General features: G+C 31.9%; 23 protein-coding genes. 9 read left to right on the top strand and 14 right to left on the bottom strand.

Translation table 11 applies throughout. From position 1 onward, the window contains the following. Positions 1 to 8: 8 nt before the first annotated feature. Complete coding sequence (locus IMZ30_RS01000; protein WP_207038709.1) at positions 9 to 851, top strand: aminotransferase class IV; 843 nt, start codon at positions 9 to 11, stop codon at positions 849 to 851. Positions 852 to 854: 3 nt separating this feature from the next. On the opposite strand, the gene IMZ30_RS00995 is transcribed toward IMZ30_RS01000, so the two are convergent. The 5 genes from IMZ30_RS00995 to IMZ30_RS00975 all read right to left on the bottom strand — a co-directional run bounded on the left by IMZ30_RS00995 (position 855) and on the right by IMZ30_RS00975 (position 5294). Beyond that, positions 855 to 1418, bottom strand: a complete 564-nt coding sequence (locus tag IMZ30_RS00995) for a YqgE/AlgH family protein (RefSeq protein ID WP_207038708.1) — start codon at positions 1416 to 1418, stop codon at positions 855 to 857. A gap of 69 nt (positions 1419 to 1487) precedes the next feature. Further along, positions 1488 to 1778: an HU family DNA-binding protein gene (locus IMZ30_RS00990; RefSeq protein WP_262501818.1), complete on the bottom strand. Its 291-nt coding sequence runs from the start codon at positions 1776 to 1778 to the stop codon at positions 1488 to 1490. A 146-nt stretch (positions 1779 to 1924) separates the two neighbouring features. Beyond that, positions 1925 to 2869, bottom strand: coding sequence for a methionyl-tRNA formyltransferase (gene fmt, locus IMZ30_RS00985; protein WP_207038707.1), 945 nt, complete (start codon positions 2867 to 2869; stop codon positions 1925 to 1927). Next, positions 2862 to 4748 carry an ATP-dependent DNA helicase RecQ gene (locus IMZ30_RS00980; protein ID WP_207038706.1) on the bottom strand — a complete coding sequence of 629 codons (1887 nt, stop codon included), beginning with the start codon at positions 4746 to 4748 and terminating at the stop codon, positions 2862 to 2864. Before IMZ30_RS00980 ends, fmt begins: the two co-directional genes overlap by 8 nt. Positions 4749 to 4760: 12 nt before the next feature. Continuing rightward, positions 4761 to 5294, bottom strand: coding sequence for an AAA family ATPase (locus IMZ30_RS00975; RefSeq protein ID WP_207038705.1), 534 nt, complete (start codon positions 5292 to 5294; stop codon positions 4761 to 4763). 67 nt (positions 5295 to 5361) lie between these two features. Here IMZ30_RS00975 and IMZ30_RS00970 point away from each other — a divergent pair, with 67 nt between their 5' ends. Genes IMZ30_RS00970 through murA form a run of 3 tightly spaced genes read left to right on the top strand, consistent with a single transcriptional unit; the run spans position 5362 to position 7675 of the window. Continuing rightward, complete coding sequence (locus IMZ30_RS00970) at positions 5362 to 5652, top strand: DUF493 family protein (RefSeq protein ID WP_207038704.1); 291 nt, start codon at positions 5362 to 5364, stop codon at positions 5650 to 5652. A gap of 59 nt (positions 5653 to 5711) precedes the next feature. Next, positions 5712 to 6359: a DUF4290 domain-containing protein gene (locus tag IMZ30_RS00965; protein WP_207038703.1), complete on the top strand. Its 648-nt coding sequence runs from the start codon at positions 5712 to 5714 to the stop codon at positions 6357 to 6359. 2 nt (positions 6360 to 6361) lie between these two features. Next, entirely contained in the window at positions 6362 to 7675 is a 1314-nt protein-coding gene (gene murA, locus IMZ30_RS00960) for a UDP-N-acetylglucosamine 1-carboxyvinyltransferase (RefSeq protein ID WP_207038702.1), read from the top strand. Here murA and IMZ30_RS00955 read toward each other — a convergent pair whose 3' ends face one another. The 6 genes from IMZ30_RS00955 to tsaD are packed head-to-tail and all read right to left on the bottom strand — an operon-like array spanning position 7676 to position 12404. Next, a complete protein-coding gene (locus tag IMZ30_RS00955) occupies positions 7676 to 8878 on the bottom strand; it encodes a THUMP-like domain-containing protein (RefSeq protein WP_207038701.1) in 1203 nt (400 codons plus the stop codon). Next, complete coding sequence (locus tag IMZ30_RS00950; RefSeq protein WP_207038700.1) at positions 8871 to 9383, bottom strand: TrmH family RNA methyltransferase; 513 nt, start codon at positions 9381 to 9383, stop codon at positions 8871 to 8873. Before IMZ30_RS00950 ends, IMZ30_RS00955 begins: the two co-directional genes overlap by 8 nt. Continuing rightward, complete coding sequence (locus IMZ30_RS00945) at positions 9380 to 10021, bottom strand: DUF4159 domain-containing protein (protein WP_207038699.1); 642 nt, start codon at positions 10019 to 10021, stop codon at positions 9380 to 9382. The genes IMZ30_RS00950 and IMZ30_RS00945 overlap by 4 nt, the downstream gene beginning before the upstream one ends. Further along, positions 10018 to 10728, bottom strand: a complete 711-nt coding sequence (locus IMZ30_RS00940) for a 16S rRNA (uracil(1498)-N(3))-methyltransferase (protein WP_207038698.1) — start codon at positions 10726 to 10728, stop codon at positions 10018 to 10020. Before IMZ30_RS00940 ends, IMZ30_RS00945 begins: the two co-directional genes overlap by 4 nt. Before the next feature lies 1 nt (position 10729). Beyond that, positions 10730 to 11365, bottom strand: a complete 636-nt coding sequence (locus tag IMZ30_RS00935) for a peptidylprolyl isomerase (RefSeq protein ID WP_207038697.1) — start codon at positions 11363 to 11365, stop codon at positions 10730 to 10732. Positions 11366 to 11369: 4 nt separating this feature from the next. Continuing rightward, the gene (gene tsaD, locus IMZ30_RS00930; RefSeq protein ID WP_207039652.1) at positions 11370 to 12404 is read right to left on the bottom strand and encodes a tRNA (adenosine(37)-N6)-threonylcarbamoyltransferase complex transferase subunit TsaD; all 1035 of its coding nucleotides are present in this window, start codon (positions 12402 to 12404) and stop codon (positions 11370 to 11372) included. 101 nt (positions 12405 to 12505) lie between these two features. On the opposite strand from tsaD, the gene IMZ30_RS00925 reads away from it, so the two are divergent. Beyond that, positions 12506 to 16981 (top strand): translocation/assembly module TamB domain-containing protein, encoded by a 4476-nt coding sequence (locus IMZ30_RS00925; RefSeq protein ID WP_207038696.1) that lies wholly within the window; start codon positions 12506 to 12508, stop codon positions 16979 to 16981. On the opposite strand, the gene IMZ30_RS00920 is transcribed toward IMZ30_RS00925, so the two are convergent. Genes IMZ30_RS00920 through IMZ30_RS00910 form a run of 3 tightly spaced genes read right to left on the bottom strand, consistent with a single transcriptional unit; the run spans position 16971 to position 21713 of the window. Continuing rightward, the gene (locus IMZ30_RS00920; protein ID WP_207038695.1) at positions 16971 to 18701 is read right to left on the bottom strand and encodes a sodium:solute symporter family protein; all 1731 of its coding nucleotides are present in this window, start codon (positions 18699 to 18701) and stop codon (positions 16971 to 16973) included. The genes IMZ30_RS00925 and IMZ30_RS00920 overlap by 11 nt on opposite strands. A gap of 2 nt (positions 18702 to 18703) precedes the next feature. After that, positions 18704 to 19087, bottom strand: a complete 384-nt coding sequence (locus IMZ30_RS00915) for a Rid family detoxifying hydrolase (RefSeq protein WP_207038694.1) — start codon at positions 19085 to 19087, stop codon at positions 18704 to 18706. A gap of 1 nt (position 19088) precedes the next feature. Then, complete coding sequence (locus IMZ30_RS00910; RefSeq protein WP_410523996.1) at positions 19089 to 21713, bottom strand: putative LPS assembly protein LptD; 2625 nt, start codon at positions 21711 to 21713, stop codon at positions 19089 to 19091. A gap of 159 nt (positions 21714 to 21872) precedes the next feature. On the opposite strand from IMZ30_RS00910, the gene IMZ30_RS00905 reads away from it, so the two are divergent. The 4 genes from IMZ30_RS00905 to IMZ30_RS00890 all read left to right on the top strand — a co-directional run bounded on the left by IMZ30_RS00905 (position 21873) and on the right by IMZ30_RS00890 (position 25746). Continuing rightward, entirely contained in the window at positions 21873 to 22958 is a 1086-nt protein-coding gene (locus tag IMZ30_RS00905; protein WP_207038692.1) for an N-acetylmuramoyl-L-alanine amidase, read from the top strand. Positions 22959 to 23020: 62 nt separating this feature from the next. Continuing rightward, positions 23021 to 23962, top strand: a complete 942-nt coding sequence (locus IMZ30_RS00900) for an MlaD family protein (protein WP_207038691.1) — start codon at positions 23021 to 23023, stop codon at positions 23960 to 23962. A gap of 2 nt (positions 23963 to 23964) precedes the next feature. Beyond that, positions 23965 to 25311, top strand: coding sequence for a (Fe-S)-binding protein (locus tag IMZ30_RS00895; RefSeq protein WP_207039651.1), 1347 nt, complete (start codon positions 23965 to 23967; stop codon positions 25309 to 25311). Positions 25312 to 25314: 3 nt separating this feature from the next. After that, positions 25315 to 25746 carry an HAD family acid phosphatase gene (locus IMZ30_RS00890; protein WP_207038690.1) on the top strand — a complete coding sequence of 144 codons (432 nt, stop codon included), beginning with the start codon at positions 25315 to 25317 and terminating at the stop codon, positions 25744 to 25746. The last annotated feature ends 1 nt before the right edge of the window (position 25747 follow it).

The following is a 25747-nucleotide window of genomic DNA, read 5'->3' as shown; positions in this document are numbered from 1 at the left end:
TTCTTCTTATGATAAATTTTAATGGTAGCCTGATTGATAATCCTCCGATTACAGCAAAAAATAGAGGTCTCAATTATGGCGATGCTTTGTTTGAAACTATTCGAGTAATCAATAATTCAATCATGTTTTGGGAAGCACATTACTTTAGGCTAATGTCTTCTATGAGAATGCTTCGCATGGAAATTCCAATGAGTTTCTCACCTGAGAAATTAGAAAATCAAATAAAAGATACGATTAAAGCTAATGATTTAACAGAAAAGCCTGTTAAAGTAAAGTTGCTGGTTGCTAGAAAAGATGGTGGTCTTTACTTGCCTAAATCGCGTGAAGTTGATGTTGTAATTACAGTTGAAGCTATAGAAAATTCATTTTTCGTGAATAATAAAGATCATTATGTTGTTGATTTATTTAAAGATCATTTTATTCTAGCAGGAATGTTATCTACCTTGAAAACAACTAATAAAATTACTCAAGTTCTAGCATCAATATTTGCTGAAGAAAATAGCTTTGATAATTGCATTCTTTTAAATGAAAAAAAATCTGTTGTTGAATTTACAAATGGAAACCTATTCTTGGTAAAAGGGAAAAAGATAAAAACGCCACCATTGAGTGATGGTTGCTTAAAAGGTATTATTCGTGGAGAATTGATAAAGATGCTTAAAAAACTAGACGATTATACTTTAGAAGAAACTTCAATTTCTCCTTTCGAACTTCAAAAAGCAGATGAGTTGTTTTTAACTAATTCAATTATTGGTATAAAAAGTGTTCATCAATACCGGAAAAAAACTTACAACACAAAATTAGCGAATCAACTTATAGGAAAATTAAATGCACAAGCCAGATTAGTAGAGTAGAAGCTAATTGTAATTTGGGTTATCAGGAGCATTAGACCAGATTAAATACTCACCACCAATTAATCGCATTTTTTCTTTCCAAAATTCACGGTTCTTATCTGTTGAAAATATTTCATCTAAATTCAATGGTTTATTAATAATCCAACTCTTCTCGATGAGTTCCCGTTTAAGTTGTGATTTTTTCCATCCGGTATAGCCCAAATAAAATCTTATTTGTTGAGGCGTAATTACATTATTATTAAGTAAATCTTCAATAGATTTAAACTGGCCGCCCCAATAAATTCCTTGATTAACTTCAACACTATTAGGGATTAATTCAGGAACAGTATGTATAAAATATAAGCTATCTTGTTCTACTGGACCACCTATATAAATATCATAGTCATTTTTAATAGACGGCATAATATCTTTAAGTTTTAAATCTGCAGGTTTATTTAAAATAAAACCAACAACATCAACTTCATCAATATAGTTGATGAGAATGACTGATCGTGTAAATATATCATCGCCTAGTAATGATGGATCTGAAATTAAAATTTCACCTTGATTTGGAAAATCGTCTTTCATATAATTGTTAGCTAAATTGATTAAAAAAAGGCCTTAAAAGGCCTTTTTATAAGTTTAAAATTTAATTGTTTAGTTAACAGATTTTTGTAAATCTGAACCAGCCTTAAATTTCACAACATTTTTAGCAGCTATTTTGATAGTTTTTCCTGTTTGTGGATTTCTACCTTCACGAGCAGCTCTTTTTGATACAGACCAAGAACCGAATCCTACTAAAGAAACACGGTCACCTTTTTTTAAAGCACCTTCTACATTTCCTAAAAATGATTCTAAAGCTTTTTTTGCATCAGCTTTTGAGATGCCAGCGTCTTCAGCCATTGCATCAATTAAGTTTGTTTTGTTCATAACTAAAAAATTTTGAATTTTGTTGATTAAAAATTTTGTTAATACATTACAAATTTATATGTAAAATCTAATTGTGCAAGTATTTTGAAGATAAATCCTTTGAAAATCCCTAAAAAACCTCATTTTTTTATGTTTTACTGCTAAAATTAGCTATCCGACTGAATTTAAAGGCTTAATTTTAGTTGATCTGGTCTGCTATACCCATTCAAAAAATCTTGAATATTTAGCGCTTTTTTACCCGGATATTTTAGCTTTTTAATTTCAACCCAATCATCTTTAGTTTTTATAAGAATCTGTTTTTTGCTAAGTATAACCTCTCCAGGATTTGCCTTAATTGTTTCATCTGAGTTTGAAAGTTCTATAATCTTTACTGATTTTTTAGAACCATCTTCATTGAACGTTGTCCAAGACATAGGATAAGGATTCAAACCTTTTACTAGATTAATAATACTTTTGCTAGAATTATTCCAATTAATTTGTGTGTTTTCTTTTGTGAGTTTTGGCGCTTCTTTAGGGCTTAGTTTTGGCTGTTTAGTCGTTACAACTTGCTCTTCTTGAATGGCCTTACAAGTTTCAACTGCAAGCGCAGCTCCTAAGTGCATTAATTTATCGTGTAGACTTCCTGCAGTTTCATCAGGTGAAATTAAAATTTCTTTTTGTTTGATAATTTCACCAGTATCAATTTTATCATCTATAAAAAAACTCGTGACGCCTGTTTTGTTTTCACCATTAATAATAGCCCAGTTTATAGGTGCTGCGCCTCTGTATTCTGGCAATAATGAGGCATGAATATTAAATGTTCCGTATTTAGGAAAATTCCAAACCGATTTAGGAAGCATTCTAAAAGCAACAACTACTATTAAATTCGGATTTAAACGTTTTAATTCATTTTGAAATTTTTCAGACTTAAGGTTAGTTGGTTGTAAAATTTCTAAATCGATAGATTCTGCATAAACCTTTACTGCAGACTTATTGAGTTTTCGACCGCGACCAGCCGGCTTATCTGGTGCAGTAACAACACCACAAACCTCAAAACTCTCATGAATTGATTTTAAGGTCTTGACAGCAAAATCGGGAGTTCCCATAAATAATATTCGTAATTTACGCATTGATTGTATATTTTTTCTTAGGTGTTAATTTAATTTTATGGTTAATGTAAAGTGCTTTAAGTGTGTCTAAAACTACATTTTCATTAAGTTTGAGTAAGCTTATAATTTCTTGTGAATTTAGTTCCTTATACTGCTTCAGTAAATTTAAAATTTCTTCTTTTATACTTACTTCACTTTTAAGTTTTTTATTGCAGTTGCTACAGTTGCCACAAGGTCGTGAACTAACTTCCCCAAAGTAATAAAGAATTTTATTTTGTAAACACTCGTTGTTTTCTGAAGCAAATTCTATGACAGCTTTTATTTGATCCTTTTTATGCTCACCATTTTGAATGATTATTTTTTTAAATGGATTAATGCTTGCTTCATCTTCACGTGGAACTAAGAAAACCAAACTTAAGTCATGTTTAAAGCTTTCAACCTCAACTAAATCTTGGGCTGAAAGTTCTTTTAATTGCTTCACAACTTCAAATTCTGTTAATTTAACTTTGTGCGCAATTAATTCTGTGTTTATTCTGAGTTTGTGGTCAAAAATTCCACCGTAGGTTCTTAGTATGGTACTAACTAATTGATAGTATTTTTTATGCTTTTCAATGAAGTTTAAAAGAGTTTTGCTGTTGCTTTTAAACTGAATTTTAGTGGTGCGTTTAAAGCTTTTAGATAGTCTAATCACATCAATTTTGTCTAATAACTGAAGTGATTGGTAGGCATTATGAGTGTTAAGTTTATATTTTTCACAAAACTTCGTAAAGTTTAAATCAACTTCAAAAAACTCTCCTTCACCAAAAGCAATCCTAAAGTACTGTAACAATTTTTTGTACACTAGCTTAACATCATCAGGCGTAATAATCGATTTTAGATGTACATTTTTTAAATGAATAATGTCATTTTGATTATACAATAAAATTGCCTTTGCAGGTTTACGATCACGTGCAGCACGACCAATTTCTTGATAATAGTTTTCTAAACTCTCAGGTAAATGATAATGAATCACAAATCGAACATCAGGCTTGTCGATACCCATACCAAATGCAGTTGTTGCCACAACTACTTGAATTTTGTTTGCCAACCAATCCTGTAAAGTTGTGTTTTTTTTTGATTGATCTACTCCAGCATGAAAAGCTGCTGAAGTGATGTCATGATGATTTAAAAAACGACTAATATCATGCGCTGATTGACGTCTTCTTACATAAATTATTCCAGATCCTTTTTCTTCTTTTAATATATTTAAAATAGAATATAACTTGTCTGACGATTCTTTTTTTAAAATTGAAATTTGCTCTTTTTTAAAGCTGTCTTTTAAAACATAAGGCGAATTTAATTTTAAATTTTCAATAATATCATTTGCAACAGTTGAAGTTGCCGTGGCTGTTAAGGCTAAAAACTTCAAGTTAGGTAAAAACTCACGTAAGCGTGAAATTTCCCGATAGGCAGGCCTAAAGTCATGACCCCATTGGGAAATACAATGTGCCTCATCGACGGCTACAAATGAAATGGGTAAATTTATAACATGTTCAAAAATCTCTTGTCTTTTTAAGCGTTCAGGCGATATATATAGTAATTTATAATTGCCAAATTGACAGTTATCAAGTTCTCTATGAACTTCATTTAAAAGCATTTTCGACTTGATGTAAGTGGCCTTAATACCTCGATTGTTTAGGTTAACAACCTGATCTTGCATTAAAGCAAGTAAAGGCGATACAACTAAGCAAATTCCCTTAGAAATTACAGCCGGTATTTGGTAGCAAATTGATTTTCCTGCACCTGTTGGTAAAATAGCTAATGTGTCTTTCTGCTTTAAAACATTAGCAATAACGCTGTCTTGCTTAGGTAAAAAAGCTTCATAACCCCAATATTTTTTTAATGCTTCTTCAGGTGTCATGACCACTTTAACTTAAAGATGTGAAAGTACAAATTCTACACGCTTTTCTACATTATCTTTTGGTACTTCAATTAAATTATAGCCTAAATTTGTATAGGTTGTTATCAAAGCATCTTGAAGTTCTTTAGCCAATTCAAACGCTTCAAATCGTTCATCGTCTTTTGTGTAAATCGATTTCCAAATTGGTAGAATAAAAACTTTATCGTAAATATATTTCTTGTTTGCTTTAGTGAAATTTTTGGGATAATCTTGTTTAAAATGATCCATATATGCTGTAATATCAGGAATACCTCGATCAATAAATACATATTTTGTTGAAAGTGCTTTAGCTGCTTTAAACTGACTAATTCTGCCTTCAAGTAATAATTTGCTAAATTTTAATGGATCGCTAAGAAACAGTTGGTCAAAGCCTTCTTCTTTAGCTTTTCGAGTTACCTCTCTTGAAATTTCTGGTAAGCATTGATACTTTAAATGGGTTAGTGCTTCAATTAAAGTCGATTTTCCAGTACTTGGCCCGCCAATTAGTACAATTTTTTGTGGTTGCATAAAATAAATGTATTGTAAAATGTATTTAGATATTTAATAGATTACAAGTATATTTGCAAAAAAAAGTATGCAATCAAACTCAGACGAGTTTTATAAAAAACTTAAAAAGCAATTAAAAAAATCAACCAATTGGCCATCTTTATACCTTTTTAAATTTATTTTGCCTACCCAAAACGAAGCTGAACTTGAACAACTAGCTTTAATTTTTGATAATACAGACGCTGTAATAACCACTAAACAATCTTCAAAAGGCAAATATACTAGTGTTTCTATACATGTGAAAATGAAATCACCAGATCATGTTATTTCTAGATATAAAGAAGTAGGAGATAAAGTTAAAGGCGTTATTTCATTATAAAAATCTATTACCTTAATATTATTGTGTAATTTGCAAACAAAGCGATTAAATTTATAATTTTGACAGATAATTTAGAATACAATTCAGAACGTACATTACTCCGTATTCCTGAATATGGTAGACATATTCAAAAAATGGTTGAACACGCCATTACAATAAGCGATCAACAAAAACGAAACGAAACTGCTAAGGCAATTATAGACGTTATGGGCAACATGCAGCCTCACTTGCGTGATGTCCCTGATTTTCAGCATAAACTCTGGGATCAACTTTTTATTATTAGCAACTTTAAGCTTGATGTCGATTCGCCTTTTCCTAAACCAACACCAGAGCTGCTTTATGAAAAGCCTGAACCACTTGAATATCCACAAAATTTCCCTAAATACAGATTTTACGGAAACAACATTAAACGTATGATAGATGAGGCGATCAAGCTTGATGATGGAGATTTAAAAGAAGGTTTAGTTTTAACCATTGCTAACCACATGAAAAAGTGTTATCTAAACTGGAATAGAGATAGCGTTGAAGACAAAGTAATATTAGACCATTTATTCGAGTTAAGTAACGGAAAGCTAAGTATTAAAGCTGATGAAGATCATTTAAGTGATGCAGCTGATTTGGTTAAATTTACATCTTACTCTAAACGCCAAAAATCTAACAAAAAGAATTACCGAAACAATAACCGAAATAACCGTAAACGCAAGTAAACATGGCGACTTTTCAAATTGAAGGTGGTCACCAACTTAAAGGCGAAATCACGCCTCAAGGTGCCAAAAATGAAGCTCTACAAATTTTATGTGCTGTTTTATTAACCGATGAAGAAGTTCACATTAGTAATGTGCCTGATATTCGTGATGTCAATAAGCTTATAGAAATATTAGGTAATTTAGGTGTAAAAATTCAAAAGCTTGGTAAAGGAAAATTTTCTTTTAAAAGTGACGAACTTAATTTAGAATATTTAGAAAGTCAGCAGTTTAAAGATGAAGGCAGTAGTTTACGAGGCTCTATTATGATTGTTGGTCCGCTCTTAGGAAGGTTTGGTAAAGGTTACATTCCTCGACCTGGTGGCGATAAAATAGGTAGAAGACGTTTAGATACGCATTTTGGTGGATTTATAAAATTGGGTGCTGATTTTAGATACAATAAAGAAGAACGATTTTACGGAGTAGAAGCGCCTAAAGGCTTAAAAGGAGCTGATATGTTACTTGAAGAAGCTTCAGTTACAGGAACTGCCAATATTATAATGGCTGCTGTTTTAGCTAAGGGTAAAACAACTATTTACAACGCAGCTTGCGAACCTTACATTCAGCAGTTATGTAAAATGATGGTAGCCATGGGCGCAAATATTAAAGGTATAGGCTCAAACTTATTACACATAGAAGGCGTCGAAAAACTTTCAGGTTGCGAGCATTCAGTTTTACCAGATATGATAGAAATTGGCTCATGGATTGGCCTTGCTGCAATGACTAAAAGTGAACTTACCATTAAAAATGTAAGCTGGGATGATCTTGGTATTATTCCTGAAACATTTAGAAAACTTGGCATTACAGTTGAAAAAAATAAAGACGACATTTATATTCCAGCACATACTAATGGTTATGAGGTTGCAAGTTTTATAGATGGTTCTATCATGAATATTAGCGATGCGCCATGGCCTGGTTTTACGCCTGACCTTCTTAGTATTATGCTAGTTGTTGCAACGCAAGCACGAGGTAGCGTTTTAATACATCAAAAAATGTTTGAAAGTCGCTTGTTTTTTGTCGATAAGTTAATAGATATGGGTGCAAAAATTATTTTGTGTGATCCTCACCGCGCAACTGTCATCGGCCACGATTTTCAGTCGCAACTAAAAGCAACTACCATGACAAGTCCAGATATTCGTGCTGGTATTTCGCTTTTAATTGCAGCACTTTCAGCAAAAGGAACCTCTACAATACACAACATAGAACAAATAGATCGCGGTTACGAAAATATCGACAAGCGTTTACGCGCTATTGGTGCAAAAATTACAAGATTCGATTAATTATAATTTATTTGCTTCGATAACTATACGTTGATTTTTATAATTGGTGGTGAAAAATAAATAGGTTTCACCACCATCATAAATACCTATTTTTTTCTTGATTTCATCAACACTTAATGGAAAGTTACGGCTACTAACATTAGCTTTTTTATTTTTATACAACTTTTTGAGTGATTTGGGTTTATAAGCCTCGATTCTAATAATGTTGAACTGTCTCCCAATTGCTTCATTTAAGGCTTTGTTTGAAGTATACAGATGGGTGTTTACATGTAACTTTTTTAAGTGGTAATCATCTGCTAAACTTTTAAAACCACCAGCTTTAAGAATACTTCCCATCGGCTCTATTAAAATTTGGCCAATCTCAGGTTGAGATAATCTAGTTTCTATGTTTAATTCTTTTTTAAAGTTAAATTCAAATATTGCCGCTTTAGTTTCATTTAGTAAATCGACACATATAATTTTAGGTTCACCATTAAATTTAAAATCGACGAGTACCAGAAGTTCTTTTACTTCATTTTTTATACTTAAAACATCAATTTGTTTAACGTGCTTTAAATCTGAAATTATTTTTTTTAAGTCGAATAATGGTGATAATTTAAGCAATACTTGTCTTGATTTTTCAGCATAAAGTTCCATGTTTTCAAGAACGTTTGGTGAGCAATCTTCCAGCATAAATACTTTATGGAGTTTCTTGTCACGCCTTGACGGATCGATATAAAGTAAATCTAGCTTAAATTTTATATTTTTCAAAAATGCGACATCAGTTGTATTTATTGTTGATATGTTACTGATTTTTAATTGTTTAAAATTAAATGTCGCAAGCTCAGACAAGTCTGTATTCTGCTCAATATGATAAACCTTATCGGCTTTTTTAGCAAAAGCCATACTATCTATTCCAAAACCACCAGTTAAATCAGCAATCTTATAAATTTTGTTTATAAATTTGGTTTTGTATTGTGCAGTTAGCTCAGATGATGTTTGCTGTAAATTTAAATCTTGTGGATAAACGATATCCCGACGTTTAAATAAGTTCGGTAACTTCAACCTAGCTTTTTGTTTAGCTTTAATCTGTTGTGCTAAGGCTTGGTTAGAAATCTTGTCGAAAATTTGTTTTTTTAAGACTAAGGCTTCAATAGAAGAGTGATAGTGCTCAGCTATAAAATCTTGAATAGGTTTTGCTAAATAATCTTCAAACTTAGACATTACTTTGTTTTGAGATTTCATAAAGAGCAATTCCTAAGCTTTGGGCAACATTTAAGCTGCTATTGTTGCCGTACATATTTATGTGCAAATGGGTTTCAATTTGCTTTAATAAATCTTCAGAAAGACCCATTTTTTCATGACCAATAATTAAAGCTATATTTTGATTTTTAAAGTGATATGTAGAAATATTTTCACTTTTTTTAGTAAGCTCTAAAGCTATTAGTTGGTTTCCATCGTCTTGAAGTTGTTCTCGTAAATTTTCAATAGAATTAAATAATTTTGTGGATATATATTTTTCAGTGCTTCTTGATGTACGTTTAAACCGATTGCTTTGCATGAGTTGTTGAACATCTTCGGTTAAAAATACCGATTGAACACCAAAAGCATCAGCAATTCTAAATATTGACCCTAAATTGGCTGGACTTGATAAATCTGGAATAACTAAAGTTAATTTTGCTTTAGTTGGTTTATGGCCAACCTGATGATGTTCAAGTTGTTGGTTCATTTTACAAAAATATAATGTAAGATGTTGGTGCCCATTTTTAAAGCTTTTAATCGAACTTCTTCTGGGTCGTTATGGATAGCTTGGTCTTCCCAACCATTACCTAAATCACTTTCGTGAGTATATAACAAGATTAAACGGCTATCTTCAAAAATACCGTAAGCTTGAGGTGGTTTACCATCATGTTCATGAATTTTTGGTAAACCGTTTGGAAAATTAAACACCCGATTAAAAATAGGATGATTTGCTGGTAAAAGCTCTAATGTTTTATCAGGAAATAGTTTTTTAAGTTCAGGTCTAATGTATTGGTCTAAGCCATAGTTATCATCAATATGTAAAAAACCGCCAGATTTTAAGTATAATCTTAAGTTTTTGATGTCTTCAGGACTAAAAAAAACGTTGCCATGACCTGTCATGTAAACATATGGAAAACTGAACAGTTCTGGGCTACTTGCTTTAACTTCAGCAATTTGAGGACTTATTTTTGTGTTAATCTGTGCATTACTGAATTTAACTAAATTTGGTAGTGCTGTTGGATTGCTATACCAATCACCACCGCCATTATATTTTAATACCGCTATATTTTGTGAAAAAGCAAAAGAAGCAAATAATATTAAAAATAAATTTAGATTAAATTTCATAATAGTTGAAGTATATTTAGACTGTGTGTAGAAACTATAGCAGCAGTTTCGGTTCTTAAACGTTGTTGCGATAGGTTAACTTCATCAAAATTATTGTTTATTGCATTTTTAATTTCCTGCGAACTAAAATCACCTTCAGGGCCGATAAGCACAAGATAAGATTTTTGTTTATTACAACTTGTAATCAGTTGTTTTTTATGTTTACTTTCTTCACAATGTGCAATGTATTTTTCGTCTTCAGTGGCATTAATTAATAAATCATTAAGTTTAGTGAGATGATTAAGTTTAGGCTTATAAAGCTTTAAAGATTGTTTCATGGCTGATTGAATAACACGTTCACCACGATCAAGTTTAAGTTTTTTACGTTCAGAGTGTTCTGTGATGATTGGTGTAATTTCATCAATGCCAATTTCAGTTGCTTTCTCTAAAAACCATTCGAACCGGTCATTAGATTTGGTCGGTGAAATCGCTATGTGGATATGGTAGTTTTTTTTTGTTTCAAATTTAATGTCAAGAACATTTACAATACATTGTTTTTGAGTGATAATTGAAATTTCTCCCTCAGCAAGTAGTCCGCGACCATTTGTAACTTTTATTAAATCGCCAACCTGTTTTCTTAACACTTTGAACATGTGTTTACTTTCATGTGCATCAAATACAATGTTAGTGGCGTTTTGTTCAAAATTTGGCTGGTAAAATAGTTGCATTCTACTTCTTGTGTTTAATCACTAAAATCTCTTCAATTTTTTGTGGTGAATAACTTTTCTTAACTAAATAGTACCAATTTTGTTCAGGTAAATCTACTCGAAAAACTTCATCGGCGTATCGCATTGTGTTAGTAATAGCATTTTTAAAATCTTCGTTTACACTTTCAATTTTAAACCAGCCAGAGTCACCACCTTTATACCGGTTTTGATCCATAGAGTATTGTCTGGCAATGCTTTCGAAGTTATAATCTTTCTCAAGTAGATTTAGCATGCGCTGGCGTGATTTTTCAATTGATTGGTAAGAATTTTCGTCACCATCAAAGAAAATATAATTAATACGATAGTGAAGAATTTTTTTTCTAGCTATAACTTCATATTCTTCTTTACCAGTTCTAGTTTTCTCTTTAACAGACCTACCAACTTTTTTACTAAATAATTTTTTGGCGAAACGCGTGGTGTGCTTATCACGATTAAAAATGATTAATTCGCCTTCTTTTTGTAGCTCTTTAACTTGTTGTTTTGATAAACTAAAATCTTTGTATTCATTAAAGTTATTTCTAAATAATTCAGGCTGTGCACTTAAAAATTGGCAAAAAATGAAGCTGAAAAACAAAAAGATGTAGTAAGTTTTTTTCATAAAATTAGTTGTCGGTTAGTTTTAAACGGGCTTTTGCAGTGATTGATAAGTCAGAAAATTGATTTTCCCTATATTTAAAATATGCTACGATAGCTATCATAGCAGCATTATCTGTACAGTATTCAAAACTTGGTGTAAAGACTTCCCAGTTATGTTGTTTAGATTGAGATTGTAATGCTTCGCGAATACCTGAATTAGCTGAAACACCACCACCAATAGCAATGGTTTTTATACCTGTAAGTTGGCTCGCTTTTTTTATTTTATCTAGTAAAATTTGAACAGCAGTATGCTGAAAAGAGGCGCATAAATCTTGTAAATTATGCTTTATAAAATCAGAGTCTTCTTTCAGTTTTTTTTGTAAAAAGTATAAAACTGAAGTTTTTAAGCCGCTAAAGCTAAAATCAAGTCCTTTAACTTGAGGCTTAGCGAATTGATATTTCAACGGGTTTCCAGATTTAGCTAATTGGTCAATTTCTGGACCAGCTGGATAGTTAAGTCCAAACATTTTTCCACACTTGTCGAAGGCTTCACCTATGGCGTCGTCAAGCGTTTCGCCTATAATTTGCATATCAAAATGGCTATTCACTTTTACTATTTGGGTGTGACCACCACTAATGGTAATTCCTAAAAATGGAAAACTTGGTGCTTTTTGTTGAACTTCATCTTTGATAAAATGTGCTAAAATATGGCCTTGCATGTGATTAACACCTATTAATGGGATATCTAGACTTAAGGCTAAAGATTTCATAAAGGCATTACCAACAAGTAAAGATCCCATTAATCCTGGGCCTTTTGTAAATGCTACTGCATCAAGTTGACTCATCTTAACATTAGCTTGTCGTAAAGCTTCATGAATTACAGGAACAATATGTTGCTGGTGGGCACGTGAAGCTAACTCGGGAACAACACCACCATAAGCTTCGTGAACTTTTTGCGTGGCTGTAACATTACTCAATTTATTTTCATTCTCGAAGACCGCTGCTGAAGTATCATCACAAGATGATTCGACTGCTAAAATGAAAATACGATCTTTCGGCATAAGATTAGGCACAAATATTGTTTATAATAGCGCAAATCTAAATAAATTTGTAATCTTATTAAACAGATTTATAAACATTAATATTACTAAATTATACAAGCTTGCGCAACACTCTAAATCAATTTGTTAAATACCTAAAACGCTTAGTTGTAGCCTTGCTTTTGTTGTTTATAATTATTGTTTTGCTGTTTTCTATACCAGGTGTACAAACCTATGTCGCTAAAGAAATTACAACTTCTTTAAATGAGTCTTACAAGACAGATATTAACCTTGAACGTTTCCAAATTTCTTATAGTGGTAATATCAGGTTAAGAGGTGTTTTTATTAAAGACCACAAGAAAGATACCTTAGTTTATGCGGAACGCTTATCAAGTTCTCTTTTAGATTTATTGAATTTTGATAGTTCAAATTTAGATTTTTCAACAACTGAAGCCGAAAACTTAACCTTTAAACTCCAACACTATAAAGGTGAAGTAGATAATAACTTAGATTTATTTTTAAATAAATTATCAGACACTACAGCAACTGATACGACAACTTCAATCACACGATTTAGTAAAATTTTGCTGTCAAACTCTCGTGTGTATATTTCGAATGAAAATCTTTCTACGCCTGAAGTTTTAGAGCTTAATGATCTTAATTTAAATGTTTCAGATTTGCAGATCATCAACTCAGATGTGCGTTTAGAATTAAATCGATTTTCAGCAGTTATGGGACGAGGTATTGTTATAGACAACATGCAAATGCGTTTTGCTTATTCTCCAACGCAAATGCTTATTAATCAGCTGAATTTGGAAACAGCAGCAAATTCAAATTTGAATGCTGATATTAAAATGACCTACACTAGAGAAGATTTTAGAGATTTTGAAAATCGAGTTCAAATTGAAGCTGAATTTGACAAGAGTCATGTTTCTACCTCAGATTTAAAACGATTTTATAATGAGTTTGCTTACGGACAAGAACTTCAACTTTTCGGAAATTTTGATGGAAGTCTTAACAACTTTAACCTAACTAATTTTAATATAAAAGGTCTAACTTCTACTTCATACAAAGGTGAAGCACATTTAGTTAATAGTTTTCAATCTGAAAAAGGCTTCACTATTGAACTACAACATGAATCATTTCAATCTAATCGTGAAGACTTAATGTCGCTTTTACCTAATTTATTAAAATCAAATTTACCACCAATTTTAAATAAATTTGGAGACATCAATTTAACCGGTAATTCATTTGTAGATTCTAAAACCGTACAATTTAATGGCGTTGCTGATACGCGCTTAGGTAAAGTTAAGACTAAATTAAAACTTAATAATCCAAGTGATTCGATCAATGCTAAATATTCAGCAAAATTATCGTCTTACAGTTTCAACCTCGGGAAGCTTTTAGCTTCAACAAAGGTGAAAACAGCAAACTTTTCAGCTAAAATTAACGGTAGTGGTTTTACACAAGCTTCGATAAATACAGATGTAGATTTAAATATCAATTCGCTTAACATTAAAAATTACGATTACAATTCTATAAAAGTTGAAGCAAATTTTAAATCGCCTCAGTTTACAGCTGCTATAACAAGTCAAGATGAAGCACTTAATTTTAAATTTCTTGGGAGTTTAAATACAACAGAGCAGTTAAAAGCATTTAAAGTTGATTTAGATATTGCTAAAGCAGATTTACATGCAATGAACTTAATTAGGCGTACAAAAATAGCAGATTTTAGTGGTAAAATATTAGCTGATTTTAAAGGAACTTCTATAGATGATGCAATTGGAAGCTTGGTGTTACAAAATTTTAAATTCGAAGATGATTTTCAAAACTACGCGTTTGATACATTAAGCTTAACTTCAACTTTAGATGGTAAATTTAAACGTATTAATATTAATTCACCTGATATTATTGATGGAGAATTAAGCGGTGAATTTAAAATTACATCTTTACCTGAGTTGTTTAGTGACGCCTTTAAAAATCTATATTTTAGAAGAGATGATTATGGTGAAAATCAGTACCAATATGTAGATTTTGACTTTGATATTTATAATAAGGTTGTAGAAGTTTTTTTTCCTCAAATTAGTCTTTCTGCTAACACTTATTTAAAAGGAAGTTTGGTGGCTAATCAAAATGAATTTAAACTAAATTTTAAGTCGCCTTTAGTTGAAGCTTATGGTAATCGGTTTGAGAAAATCAATATTCAAGTTGATAATAAAAATCCATTGTACAACAGCTATGTTGAAGTTGACAGTATTTCAACCAATGTTTATGATATCTCAAAATTTAGTATGATAAACGTTAACTTGAACGATTCAATTTTTGTGCGTTCTGAATTTAAGGGCGGAAAAGCAAATCAAGATGAGTATAATTTAAGCTTATACCAAACCTTAAATGATAAAAACCAATCTATTTTTGGGTTTAGACGCTCTAGCCTTAAGTTTAAAAATAACACTTGGTTTATCAATAAAAATAACAATGCTAACAATCGTATTTTAGTAGAACGCGATTTTCAAAATTTTACAGTAGACTCTATAGCCATACGTTATAAAGACCAGCTCATTAAACTTACAGGTAAAACACGAGACTCCACTTATAAAAATTTAGATCTTCAATTTTCAAATGTTGATATTGATAAAATTACACCAAATTTAGATAGTTTGAAGCTTGGTGGAGAGCTAAATGGTCAACTAAAAATCTTACAAGACAATCAACTTTATAAACCTAATTTAGATTTAAAGATTGATAGTTTGTTAGTAAATCAGTTTAATTACGGAGATTTAAAGCTTGAAGCCAACGGTAGTGAAGATTTAAATCAATTCTCTATCATAGCTAATCTTTTAAAAGAAGAAACCTATTTATTTGATATTACAGGTAACATTAATAATCAAGATGGCGCCCAATATGCAGACTTAGACATCTCTTTTAAAGATTTTAATATAAAAGCTTTAAGTGCATTAGGCGGAGACGTGATAAATAATTTTAGAGGTGCTTTATACGGTGATTTAAGTTTAACAGGAAAACTAAGCGAACCCAATATCGACGGAGAAGTACAATTGTATGAAGCAGGTTTAAATATTCCTTATTTAAATGTAGATTTTGATTTTGATGATGATGCGCTTTTAACCTTCGACCAAAAAGATATAATTTTTGAAAATATCGGTTTAACCGATACAAAATATTCAACCAAAGGAATTTTATCAGGCGCTATAACTCATAATAGTTTGTCTGATTGGGAAATGGGATTAGATATAAGTTCAGATAATCTTTTGGTATTAGATACAGATTTTGAACGAGGTGCTCTATATTATGGTACAGCCTTTATCAATGGTAATGCTGAAATTCTTGGTCCAGTTGATGAACTTACAATAAACGTAAATGCCCAAACACAACCCAAAACTGTATTTAAAATTCCTTTAGATGACACAGAATCTTTTGCAGATAATTCTTTCATTTATTTCTTAACACCTGAAGAGAAAGCTAAGCAGATTGGTGGCAAAAACATCCAAATTGAAGAAGTTAAAGGTTTGCAACTTAATTTTGAACTCGATATAACGCGTGATGCTGAGGTTGAAATTGTTGTCGACCAATCTACAGGAAGTAAACTTAATGGTCGAGGTGCAGGAACATTGCTTATTGAAATTAATACCAATGGCAAATTTAATATGTGGGGAGATTTTGTAGCTTATGAAGGTTACTACGATTTTAGGTATGCTGGTAATTTAGTTCAAAAACGATTCGATTTGGTACCAGGTTCAAATTTAACCTGGAATGGTAATCCTGTTCAAGCCAATATGGATGTTCAGGCCAAATATACAACTTCAGCTAATCCAGCAGCAATACTTGAAAACCCAAGTATTAATCGAGAAATTCCAGTAGAAGTTTTAATTAATTTAAACGGTCAACTGATTCAACCTGAAATTGCATTCGAATTAAATTATCCAAACTTGAGTTCTGTTGTAAAATCTGAGTTAGAATATCGTATTCAGGGTACTGAAAATCTAGAATATCAAGCATTAAGTTTAATTACACAAGGTACGTTTTATAGTCAGCAAATGTTAGGTCAGAATGCTTTAACAGGAAACTTAATTGAAAGTGCCTCAGGTATTTTTGATAAAATAATTTCTAATGATGATAATAAATTTAAACTTGGTTTAGATTATGTACAAACTCAACGTACACCAACGCAAAACCAAACAGGTGATCGCTTTGGATTTACACTTCAAACACAGTTAAGTAAACGAATTTTTGTTAATAGTAGATTTGGTGTTCCTGTCGGTAACACGACAGAATCGGTTATTTTTGGAGATGTTGAAGTAAGTTTTCTTTTAAATGAAAGTGGTAGCTTACGTGCAACTGCTTTTAACCGTGAAAGTAATATTCAGTTTATTGGTGAAGAGTTAGGTTATACACAAGGTGTAGGTTTATCATACACTGTAGACTTCAATAGTTTTAAAGAATTAGTACAAAGGATTTTTAGCCAAGACATAAAAGCAAATAGGGAAGAAGAGGACGAAAACACAGAAAAAAGTTCAATTAAAATTCCTTCTTACATTAAATTTCCAAAAACAACAACAAGCCGTACGATTAAAGAATAATCTTCTTCCAATTGAGATACATGATTAAAGCACAGCAAAGGCTTACACAAAATGAAATTGAAGCTAAAATTAAGTTATTATAAATAAAGTAACCTGTTCCAAAAAGTGCAGCATAAATACCTAAGATACTTAAAAAGAATCCAAGTAATTTAAACTTAACATCTTTAAATTTAGACTCTTGCTTAAAAATTAGCGCATTAAACTTTGCTAAAGTCTCTGGCTGTGATGGGTTTGTAAATAAGCTAACAGCAACCCATGAAATTGTAGTTATCGCAACACCTAAAACAAGTTGCCAGTGTTGGTCAATATTAAAAAGATTTATTTCGAGCTTAGAGTTTATAAAAAACACAACTGCAATTAAAAATGAAACAAGCATTGCAGTAATTTCACTATATGGATTAATACGTTTCCAAAACCATCGTAAGATAAATAGTAAACCAGTACCTGCACCAATTTGAAGTAATAAGTTAAAAGCATCTTGAGCTTCTTCTAACACAAGTGCTAAAAAGCCAGCAATAACCATCATAAAAAGTGTGGAAATTCTGCCAATTAAAACTTGTTCTTTTTGTGAAGCACTTGGTTTGATAAATCGCACATAGAAATCATTAACTACATAACTGCTGCCCCAATTTAAATGGGTAGATATTGTACTCATGAATGCAGCTACTAAAGAAGTAATAACTAAACCCAATAAACCAGCAGGCAAATAAGAGAGCATCGCAGCGTATGCCAAATCATCTTTAATAAATTCAGAACTCAAGTTTGGGTAAGCTCGAGCTAAACTATCTATATTCGGAAATAAAACTAAAGACGCAAATGCAATGATAATCCAGGGCCAAGGTCTTACAGCATAATGCACAATATTAAATAAAAGACTAGCTAATGTAGCGTGTTTTTCATTTTTCGCAGCTAACATACGTTGAACAATATAACCGCCGCCTCCAGGCTCAGCACCTGGATACCAAACGCTCCACCACTGTACTGCAAGCGGAATAACTAAAAGTGGTATAAATTCACTCGGATTCGAAAAATCAGGAAAAATTGGTGTTGATTTTTGTACAATTTCAGTAGAAATTAATGTTTGTAAACCTCCAATTTCAGGTAGATTGACGATATAAATGGCAGCCCAAATGCTACCAGTAATTGCTATTCCAAATTGAATGAAATCTGTAATTAAAACGCCTTTAAGTCCGCCTAAAGTAGAATACAGAACTGTAATACTACAGGAAATTAGTAAAGATTCAACTGCTGAAAAATTAAATAACACATGTCCTATTTTTATTGCGGCTAAACAAACAGTTGCCATAATTAGAATATTAAAAATAACACCAAGATAAATGGCTCTAAAACCACGTAAAAATGCAGCACTTTTACCATCATATCTAAGTTCGTAAAATTCTAGGTCAGTTGTTATGTTGCTACGTCTCCATAGTTTGGCATAAAAAAATACTGTCAACAATCCTGTAAGCAAAAAAGCCCACCAAATCCAGTTACCACTTACACCATTTTTACGAACAATACCAGCAACTAATCCTGGTGTGTCAGCAGCAAAAGTTGTTGCAACCATAGAAATGCCAAGTAACCACCAAGGCATATTTCGACCAGATAAAAAATAATTTTCCGAAGATTTGCCACTTGACTTTGAAACAATAAGGCCAACCGACAGGCTTATGGCAAAAAATGCAATTAATATTCCCCAATCTATCGGCTCTAGTTGCATATTTAATAATTTGCAGCAATTAAACTGATTTCTATGTTGGCATGTTTTGGCAAATCGGCCACTTCAACCATTTCACGAGCTGGTGCTGTATCTGGGTTAAAGTATTCACTATAGATTTTGTTTACTTCAGTAAAGTTTGAAATGTCTTTCAAAAAAATACTAACCTTAATAACATGTTCAAATTTTAATTCTGCTTCTGCTAAAATAGCTTCTAAATGTTGCATTATCAAGCGTGTTTCATGGCTGATGTCTCCAAATTCAGTTTTGTTTGTTTTTGGATTGATAGCTATTTGGCCAGATGTGTAGAGCATATTATTAATAAAAACACTTTGATTATAGGCACCAATAGGTTGAGGCGCATTTTTTGAGTTAAATATCTTTTTCATATTATAGTTGTCTATCACGTTCGCGGTTTTTGTCATACTTAATATCCCTAAGTACTGAAGCTTTAATACCAATAAAGAAAAACCAAGATTTTCGGGTACCAAACGGCGTCCAATTAAAGTTAAGTCGCCAGGTATTAAGGTCTCTAGAAAATCTAAATTGTGTAAATGTGAAGCCTTTGTCTTTTAAATCAAAACCAGAAGACACACCAACTGACCAGTTTGGTGATAACTCGACATCACCTGAAAACATGATGGAATGTGAGCCAATTTCATTTTGACGTGCACTATTATTATAAGTTAAAGTGTAGGCCAAATTTAGACTCCATGGAATATTGTAGTTGTAAAGCTTATTTTCTTTGTCAGATTTTGGCTTTTCTTTATTATTGTCTCGATTATTTGTGGTGTTTAGCGGTTCGCTGCTACCAAATAGATTATCGTCCCGACCGCCGTTTAAAGCAGACTCTGAAGTCTTATTATCTGATTTTTTATCTTCATCTTCATCACCTTTTCCAAAAAGTGTTCTACTGTCTATGGCATAGTTAAAGCTTAAATTTCCTCGAGTTAAACGAAATAAGCTTCCGCCATTTTCAATATTTAACTTATCGATTAAACGGTTATTATTATCTAAGGCATAAATATTTAAAGACCCGATTGCATTGATGGTTAGTTTATCTTTTACAACTGGTATTGATGCTCTTACAGCTATTTCACTTAAATTAAGTGAGTCTGCAGCTATATCATAATTGGTGCTAAAACTTAGGTTATTTAGTAATTTTCTTTTTTCCCAGCGATCTTCGCCTGTCAAAGTTGAGTCTTTTTTACGCACTTTAGCTTCAAAATCGTTAGTTAAACTAAATGAAATACCGTTAGAAAACCGGTTATTAGGTGCGCCATAAAGTGTTCCTTCAAAACGTGAATATTCTACAATTTCATCTTCGGCACCTGCAATTCCTGGTCTTGTGTATTCGTCGTAATACTGGTCAAAACCTGGGTTAATATTATAACCAATACTTGGTCTCATGACGTGCCTAATAGCCTTTATTTTTTTGTCATCACCAAAATTTACTTTACCATAAACAGTAGTTCCAATACTAGAGCTAAAATTATAAGTTAAATAGCGATCAAAATTATTTAAAGTGTCTCTAACAACTTGACGTGTTGTTGGATTAAAATCTTGTTTGATTGATTTAAGCGTCCAAACTTCTTCTAAGTTTGTTGAAGCGGTTACGCTAAAGTGTTTAAATATTTTAAAGTTAGTTGCTATTGGTATAGAGTGTCTTGCCCCAACTTGAGCGTCTCTAAACATTTGTGGTTTGAAAAATAAAGAATCGCTTGTTCTAATTCTATTTTCAGCTCTAACATTATATTGTAGGTTAATGTTTTCGATCGCACCTTTTTTAATACCCGATTTCGGAGCAAGCGGAAATATTCTGCCAACACTAAATTGTAGTGTTGGTAAAGTCATGTTAATTTGTTGTGTGTTAGTATTCTGGCTGTGAGTTGCTGTCAAGTTTAAATTCATTTGAGGTTCACCGTCAAAGGTTTTTGAAAATGAAACCGAAGAATTTAAAGTGTTGTTTAAAAAGTTACCCGTATTGTTTTGATTAACAGATTGCCTGTAGAAATTACTACTACCTAAATTAACTGAAGCAGAAAATCTTGAATTAGGACTAGCTTTTGAGTCTTGGTTATGAGACCATCTTAAATTAAAAATACTTTGTTCTGAAAAATTAGGGAATCCGCGTTCTTCACTTAGTAATTTTTCAATTCTTAAGTTGAAGTTTCCATTAAAACGATAGCGAACATTATAATTAGTTTCAGCTCTAAAACCGTAACTACCGTTAGAGTAATAATCACCAAATAAGGCTAAATCAACATAATCGTTAATGGCAAAATAGTAACCGCCATTCTGTAAGAAAAATCCACGATTAGCATTTTCGCCAAACGAAGGAATAATAAAACCAGAAGCTTGTTTATCGGTTAGTGGAAAATATCCAAATGGTAAACCGAGTGGCGTTGGGACATCAGCTATATACATATTTACCCAACTTGTTACAATTTTCTTATCAGGAACAAACTTTATTTTTCTGCCCTTAAAAAAATAATCAGGATCTTCTAAGTCGTCATCTGTCGTAAAAATGGCATCTGCAGAATAATAAGTCGAATCATTTACCCTTTTAGAGACTCGGCTTTTTACATTAAAAGCGCCTTGTTTTGTACGTGAGTTGTAAACAATAGCTTTTTTAGTGTCAAAATTAAATACCAAGCTATCAGGTTCAACAAGGTTACTTCCTTGCTCAAAAACAGGACGTTGTGTGTAGCTGCCTGTAGAGTCTATTATTCCAGCTGCAAAGACCATGTTATTGTTATTATTAACTACTATTTGCCCTGCTTTAATATTATAATCTTGATAATTTATTTCCGCTTCATTATACAAGTAAAGCTTGTTTTCTTTTCTAGCAAAACGCTTATAATCTTTAGCTGTAGTTTTAATAATATCAGTCAAAAGCGATTTTTTTACCTTAACCGAATCAACCTTAACAGAGTCAATTGCTTTTTTATTACTATTTGTGGCTGTGTTAGTAGTATCGATGACTTGAGCCTGACTTGCCATTATGGAAACCATTAAAAACAAAAAAAGTAGTTGTAGTTGATTTGTTTGCAAGATTAATAAGACTATTTTTGTGTAACTGGCTTGATTTTTGAAAGTCCAAAATTACATATTATTTTAGTATGTAACTCATATATTTATTAAAACTCAAAACTTGCCTTGAAAACACAACTTATGAAGTTAATACATATTGTACTATTTCTGTTTTTTTTAGTTATTTTACCAAGTAGCAATCAGCTTTTTGCACAAAACGAAATCTTCAAAATTGTACTTGATGCTGGCCATGGTGGTGATGATCCTGGTAATACAGGTAATGGTTATAAGGAAAAAGATATTGCCTTAAAAATTGTTTTAAAAGTCGGTCAATTACTTGAAAACTATAAAGATATAGAACTAATTTACACCCGTAAAACTGATGTGTTTATTCCCTTGCATAAGCGCGCTCAAATAGCTAATGATGCAAAAGCCGACTTATTCGTTTCGGTACATTGTAATGCCCATAGTTCAAGTGCTTATGGGGCTGAAACCTTCGTTTTAGGTTTACATCGTAACAAAGATAACCTTGAAATAGCGATGAAAGAAAACTCTGTTATTAAATTAGAAGAAGACTACAAAGTGAAGTATGATGGATTTAATCCAGAATCTCCTGAATCATATATTATATTTAGTCTAATGCAAGAGGAGTTTCTTGACCAAAGTATTTTGGTGGCTAATTATGTACAAAAACAGTTTACAGGCGTACTTAACCGAAAAAACCGAAAAGTGAAACAGGCAGGTTTTTTAGTCTTAAGAGAAACATACATGCCAAGTATTCTTGTAGAAACGGGTTTTTTAACCAATAAGGCCGAAGGTCGATTTTTAAACTCAAAAACTGGACAAACCAAGATGGCTGAAGCTATTGTGGACGGATTAATTAATTATAAAAACATCATCAATCTTGAAAGTTTAGATGATCAAATCGCCGGAATGCAAGTTGAAGCTAACGATTTAACTGAAAACAAACAAGATTTCACATTCAAAGTTCAACTTGCTGCAAGTTCAAAAAAAATTGAAACTAAACCGTACAATTTCAAAGGTTTAGACTTGATATCACGTTTAAAAGTTGGTAATATTTATAAATATTTTTATGGTGAAGCCAAAAATTACTTAGATGCCAAAAGCTTAAAAGATAAAGCCGAATCTAAGTCTTTTAAAGGGGCTTTTATCGTTGCTTTTAATAAATCAGGCCAAATGGTTAGTATTCAAGAAGCACTCAAATAAGCTTATTTATTCTCATCTTACAGCTTAATTTATTACATTTGAACATTCAAAATATTCTAAACTTGAAACTATCAAAAGAATTTAAAGCAGGAATAATTGCCATTGTGGCGATTGCACTTTTTATATTTGGCTATAATTACCTAAAAGGTAATAACTTACTAAATAAATCACGTATATTTTATGCGGTTTATGACGATGTTCAAGGTTTAGGAAATTCTTCTCCAGTTACTATTAACGGGCTACAAGTTGGTCAGGTTAGTGATATTAGATTTTTAGATGAAACTGGTAAAATTTTAGTTGAGCTTAGTATCAATAGCGATTTTCAATTTTCAAAAAATAGTGTAGTAAACATTTTTGGCGGCGATTTTATTGGTGGTAAATCTATTGCGATAGAACCTAATTATAAAAACCCTAATAAAGCTATATCAGGAGACACCTTAATAGGCAATATTGATGACGGCTTGCTAGAACTTGTTAATGATAAATTAACGCCGCTTCAAGCTAAAATAGAACGCTCTGTTGTAAGTATAGATTCTTTAGTTACTAGTGTTAATCAAGTACTAAATCCAGATACAAGAAACGAAGTTCAAACCGCAGTTGCGGAATTAACACTGACTTTAAAATCAATCCGTCTTTCGGCTGATGCGCTTAATAAAAACATAAATCAAGAAGATTCAGATTTAAACCAGTCTATCAGTAATTTTAATAAAACTTCAGAAAATTTAGTTCAAATCACTGATAGCCTATCACAAATTGAATATCAAGCTTTGGTGGCTAATATTGATCAAACTTTGTTAAATTTAAATCAAGTCACAAGCAAAATTTCAGATGGAGAAGGAAGTTTAGGTAAATTGATACATAATGATGAATTATATACAAACCTAGAAAAGTCGTCTAAAGAATTAGAGTTGTTGTTTAAAGATATTAAAGAAAACCCAAAAAGATATGTTCATTTTTCTCTATTTGGAAAAAAACATACATCATATCAAAATAATCAAGATTAATGATGCAATTTTTACCTCAAATATTATTCGTAGCAGTCTTTGCGTTTGCTGTTTATTTTTTTGTTAGAAATGTAAAGCGCTTAAAACGCAATATTAACCTAGGAAAAGATGTTAATCGAAACGATCGAAAGAAAGAACGACTTAATAAAATGTTGCGTGTGGCATTAGGGCAATCTAAAATGGTAACCAAACCTATTGCTGGAGCACTACACGTTATTGTTTATGTAGGTTTTGTAATCATTAATATTGAAGTTTTAGAAATTATTCTTGATGGTATTTTAGGTACGCACCGTTTATTTAGTTTTTTAGGACCAGTTTATAACTTCTTAATCGGAAGCTTTGAAGTATTAGCATTATTAGTGTTATTAAGTGTTATCATTTTTTGGATACGTCGAAATGTAATGAATATTAAACGGTTTTTATCTAAAGAATTAAAAGGTTGGCCTAAGAACGATGCTAACTATATCTTATATTTCGAAGTAGTTTTAATGTTGCTTTTTTTAACTATGAACGCAGCAGACTATCAACTTCAATTAAATGGTGCTCAGCATTATGCAAGTGAAGCAGGTATCATGGGTGCATTTCCTGTTAGTCAATACTTATTACCAGCTCTAGACGGCTTATCAACTTCAACTTTAATTGTAGTTGAACGTGCAGCTTGGTGGCTTCATATTATCGGAATTTTATTTTTCTTGAATTATTTATATTATTCAAAACATTTACATATTCTACTTGCTTTTCCAAATGTTTATTTTTCAAACCTAAAGCCTAAAGGCGAATTCAGAAATTTAGAGTCCGTTACTAATGAAGTTAAGATGATGATGGATCCAAATGCTGATCCATTTGCAGAGCCAGCTGAAGGCGAAGATGATGATATCCCTGAAAAATTTGGTGCTAGTGATGTAACTGATTTATCATGGTTTCAGTTGTTAAGTTCATACACATGTACAGAATGTGGCCGTTGTACAGCCGAATGCCCAGCAAATCAAACAGGCAAAAAATTATCACCTCGAAAAATCATGATGGATACGCGAGATCGACTTGAGTCTGTAGGTGAATCTCTTAACAAAAACAGTGACCACCAACCAGAAAATGATGATAAAAAATTGTTAGATGGCTATATCTCGCGTGAAGAACTTTGGGCATGTACAACTTGTAATGCCTGTGTAGAAGCTTGCCCAGTTGGTATTGATCCTTTATCTATTATCATGGATATGCGTCAATACTTAGTAATGGAAGAAAGTGCGGCACCAGCTGAATTAAACAATGCTATGACAAACATAGAAAACAATGCTGCACCTTGGCCTTACAACCAACAAGATCGTTTAAACTGGGTAAATGAATCTTAAATTATGACTGGAAATAAAGACGAACAACTTCAAAAATTAACCGTTAATGGTGAAACCGTAAGTCCTGGCTTGCCAGAGCATATTAAAAATTACCTCATTGATATTGATGGTACAATTACTGAAGATGTTCCTAACGAAGAGCCAGAAAGAATGGCAACTTGTGAGCCTTTTCCAGACGCTCTAAAAACCCTAAACAATTGGTTTAGTGAAGGTCATAAAATTTGCTTTTTTACTTCAAGGACTGAAGAACATAGAGCAATTACAGAAGAATGGTTAAAGAAACATGGTTTTAAATACCATAATTTATTAATGGGTAAACCACGTGGTGGGAATTATCATTGGATTGATAATCATCTCGTTAAAGCCACAAGATATAAAGGAAAATTCACGGATTTAGTTGATAAAGAAGTGACTATACAAGTATTTAAAGATTAGT

This window comes from Psychroflexus sp. ALD_RP9 (genome assembly GCF_017311165.1).
GTDB lineage: Bacteria > Bacteroidota > Bacteroidia > Flavobacteriales > Flavobacteriaceae > Psychroflexus.
The sequence above is the reverse complement of the archived record's forward strand: the minus strand, read 5'-3'. Positions and strand labels throughout refer to the sequence as shown.

Excerpts from the sequence above, each read along its gene's own strand:
- IMZ30_RS00940 (WP_207038698.1), bottom strand. The coding sequence starts at position 10,728 with ATGCAACTATTTTACCAGCCAAATTTTGAACAAAACGCCACTAACATT.
- IMZ30_RS00935 (WP_207038697.1), bottom strand. The coding sequence starts at position 11,365 with ATGAAAAAAACTTACTACATCTTTTTGTTTTTCAGCTTCATTTTTTGC.
- IMZ30_RS00895 (WP_207039651.1), top strand. The coding sequence starts at position 23,965 with ATGCAATTTTTACCTCAAATATTATTCGTAGCAGTCTTTGCGTTTGCT.
- IMZ30_RS00950 (WP_207038700.1), bottom strand. The coding sequence starts at position 9,383 with ATGAACCAACAACTTGAACATCATCAGGTTGGCCATAAACCAACTAAA.
- IMZ30_RS00920 (WP_207038695.1), bottom strand. The coding sequence starts at position 18,701 with ATGCAACTAGAGCCGATAGATTGGGGAATATTAATTGCATTTTTTGCC.
- IMZ30_RS00975 (WP_207038705.1), bottom strand. The coding sequence starts at position 5,294 with ATGCAACCACAAAAAATTGTACTAATTGGCGGGCCAAGTACTGGAAAA.
- IMZ30_RS00980 (WP_207038706.1), bottom strand. The coding sequence starts at position 4,748 with ATGACACCTGAAGAAGCATTAAAAAAATATTGGGGTTATGAAGCTTTT.
- IMZ30_RS00905 (WP_207038692.1), top strand. The coding sequence starts at position 21,873 with ATGAAGTTAATACATATTGTACTATTTCTGTTTTTTTTAGTTATTTTA.
- IMZ30_RS01000 (WP_207038709.1), top strand. The coding sequence starts at position 9 with ATGATAAATTTTAATGGTAGCCTGATTGATAATCCTCCGATTACAGCA.
- IMZ30_RS00995 (WP_207038708.1), bottom strand. The coding sequence starts at position 1,418 with ATGAAAGACGATTTTCCAAATCAAGGTGAAATTTTAATTTCAGATCCA.
- IMZ30_RS00915 (WP_207038694.1), bottom strand. The coding sequence starts at position 19,087 with ATGAAAAAGATATTTAACTCAAAAAATGCGCCTCAACCTATTGGTGCC.
- murA (WP_207038702.1), top strand. The coding sequence starts at position 6,362 with ATGGCGACTTTTCAAATTGAAGGTGGTCACCAACTTAAAGGCGAAATC.
- IMZ30_RS00955 (WP_207038701.1), bottom strand. The coding sequence starts at position 8,878 with ATGTCTAAGTTTGAAGATTATTTAGCAAAACCTATTCAAGATTTTATA.
- IMZ30_RS00890 (WP_207038690.1), top strand. The coding sequence starts at position 25,315 with ATGACTGGAAATAAAGACGAACAACTTCAAAAATTAACCGTTAATGGT.
- IMZ30_RS00945 (WP_207038699.1), bottom strand. The coding sequence starts at position 10,021 with ATGAAATTTAATCTAAATTTATTTTTAATATTATTTGCTTCTTTTGCT.
- tsaD (WP_207039652.1), bottom strand. The coding sequence starts at position 12,404 with ATGCCGAAAGATCGTATTTTCATTTTAGCAGTCGAATCATCTTGTGAT.
- IMZ30_RS00970 (WP_207038704.1), top strand. The coding sequence starts at position 5,362 with ATGCAATCAAACTCAGACGAGTTTTATAAAAAACTTAAAAAGCAATTA.
- fmt (WP_207038707.1), bottom strand. The coding sequence starts at position 2,869 with ATGCGTAAATTACGAATATTATTTATGGGAACTCCCGATTTTGCTGTC.
- IMZ30_RS00910 (WP_410523996.1), bottom strand. The coding sequence starts at position 21,713 with ATGGTTTCCATAATGGCAAGTCAGGCTCAAGTCATCGATACTACTAAC.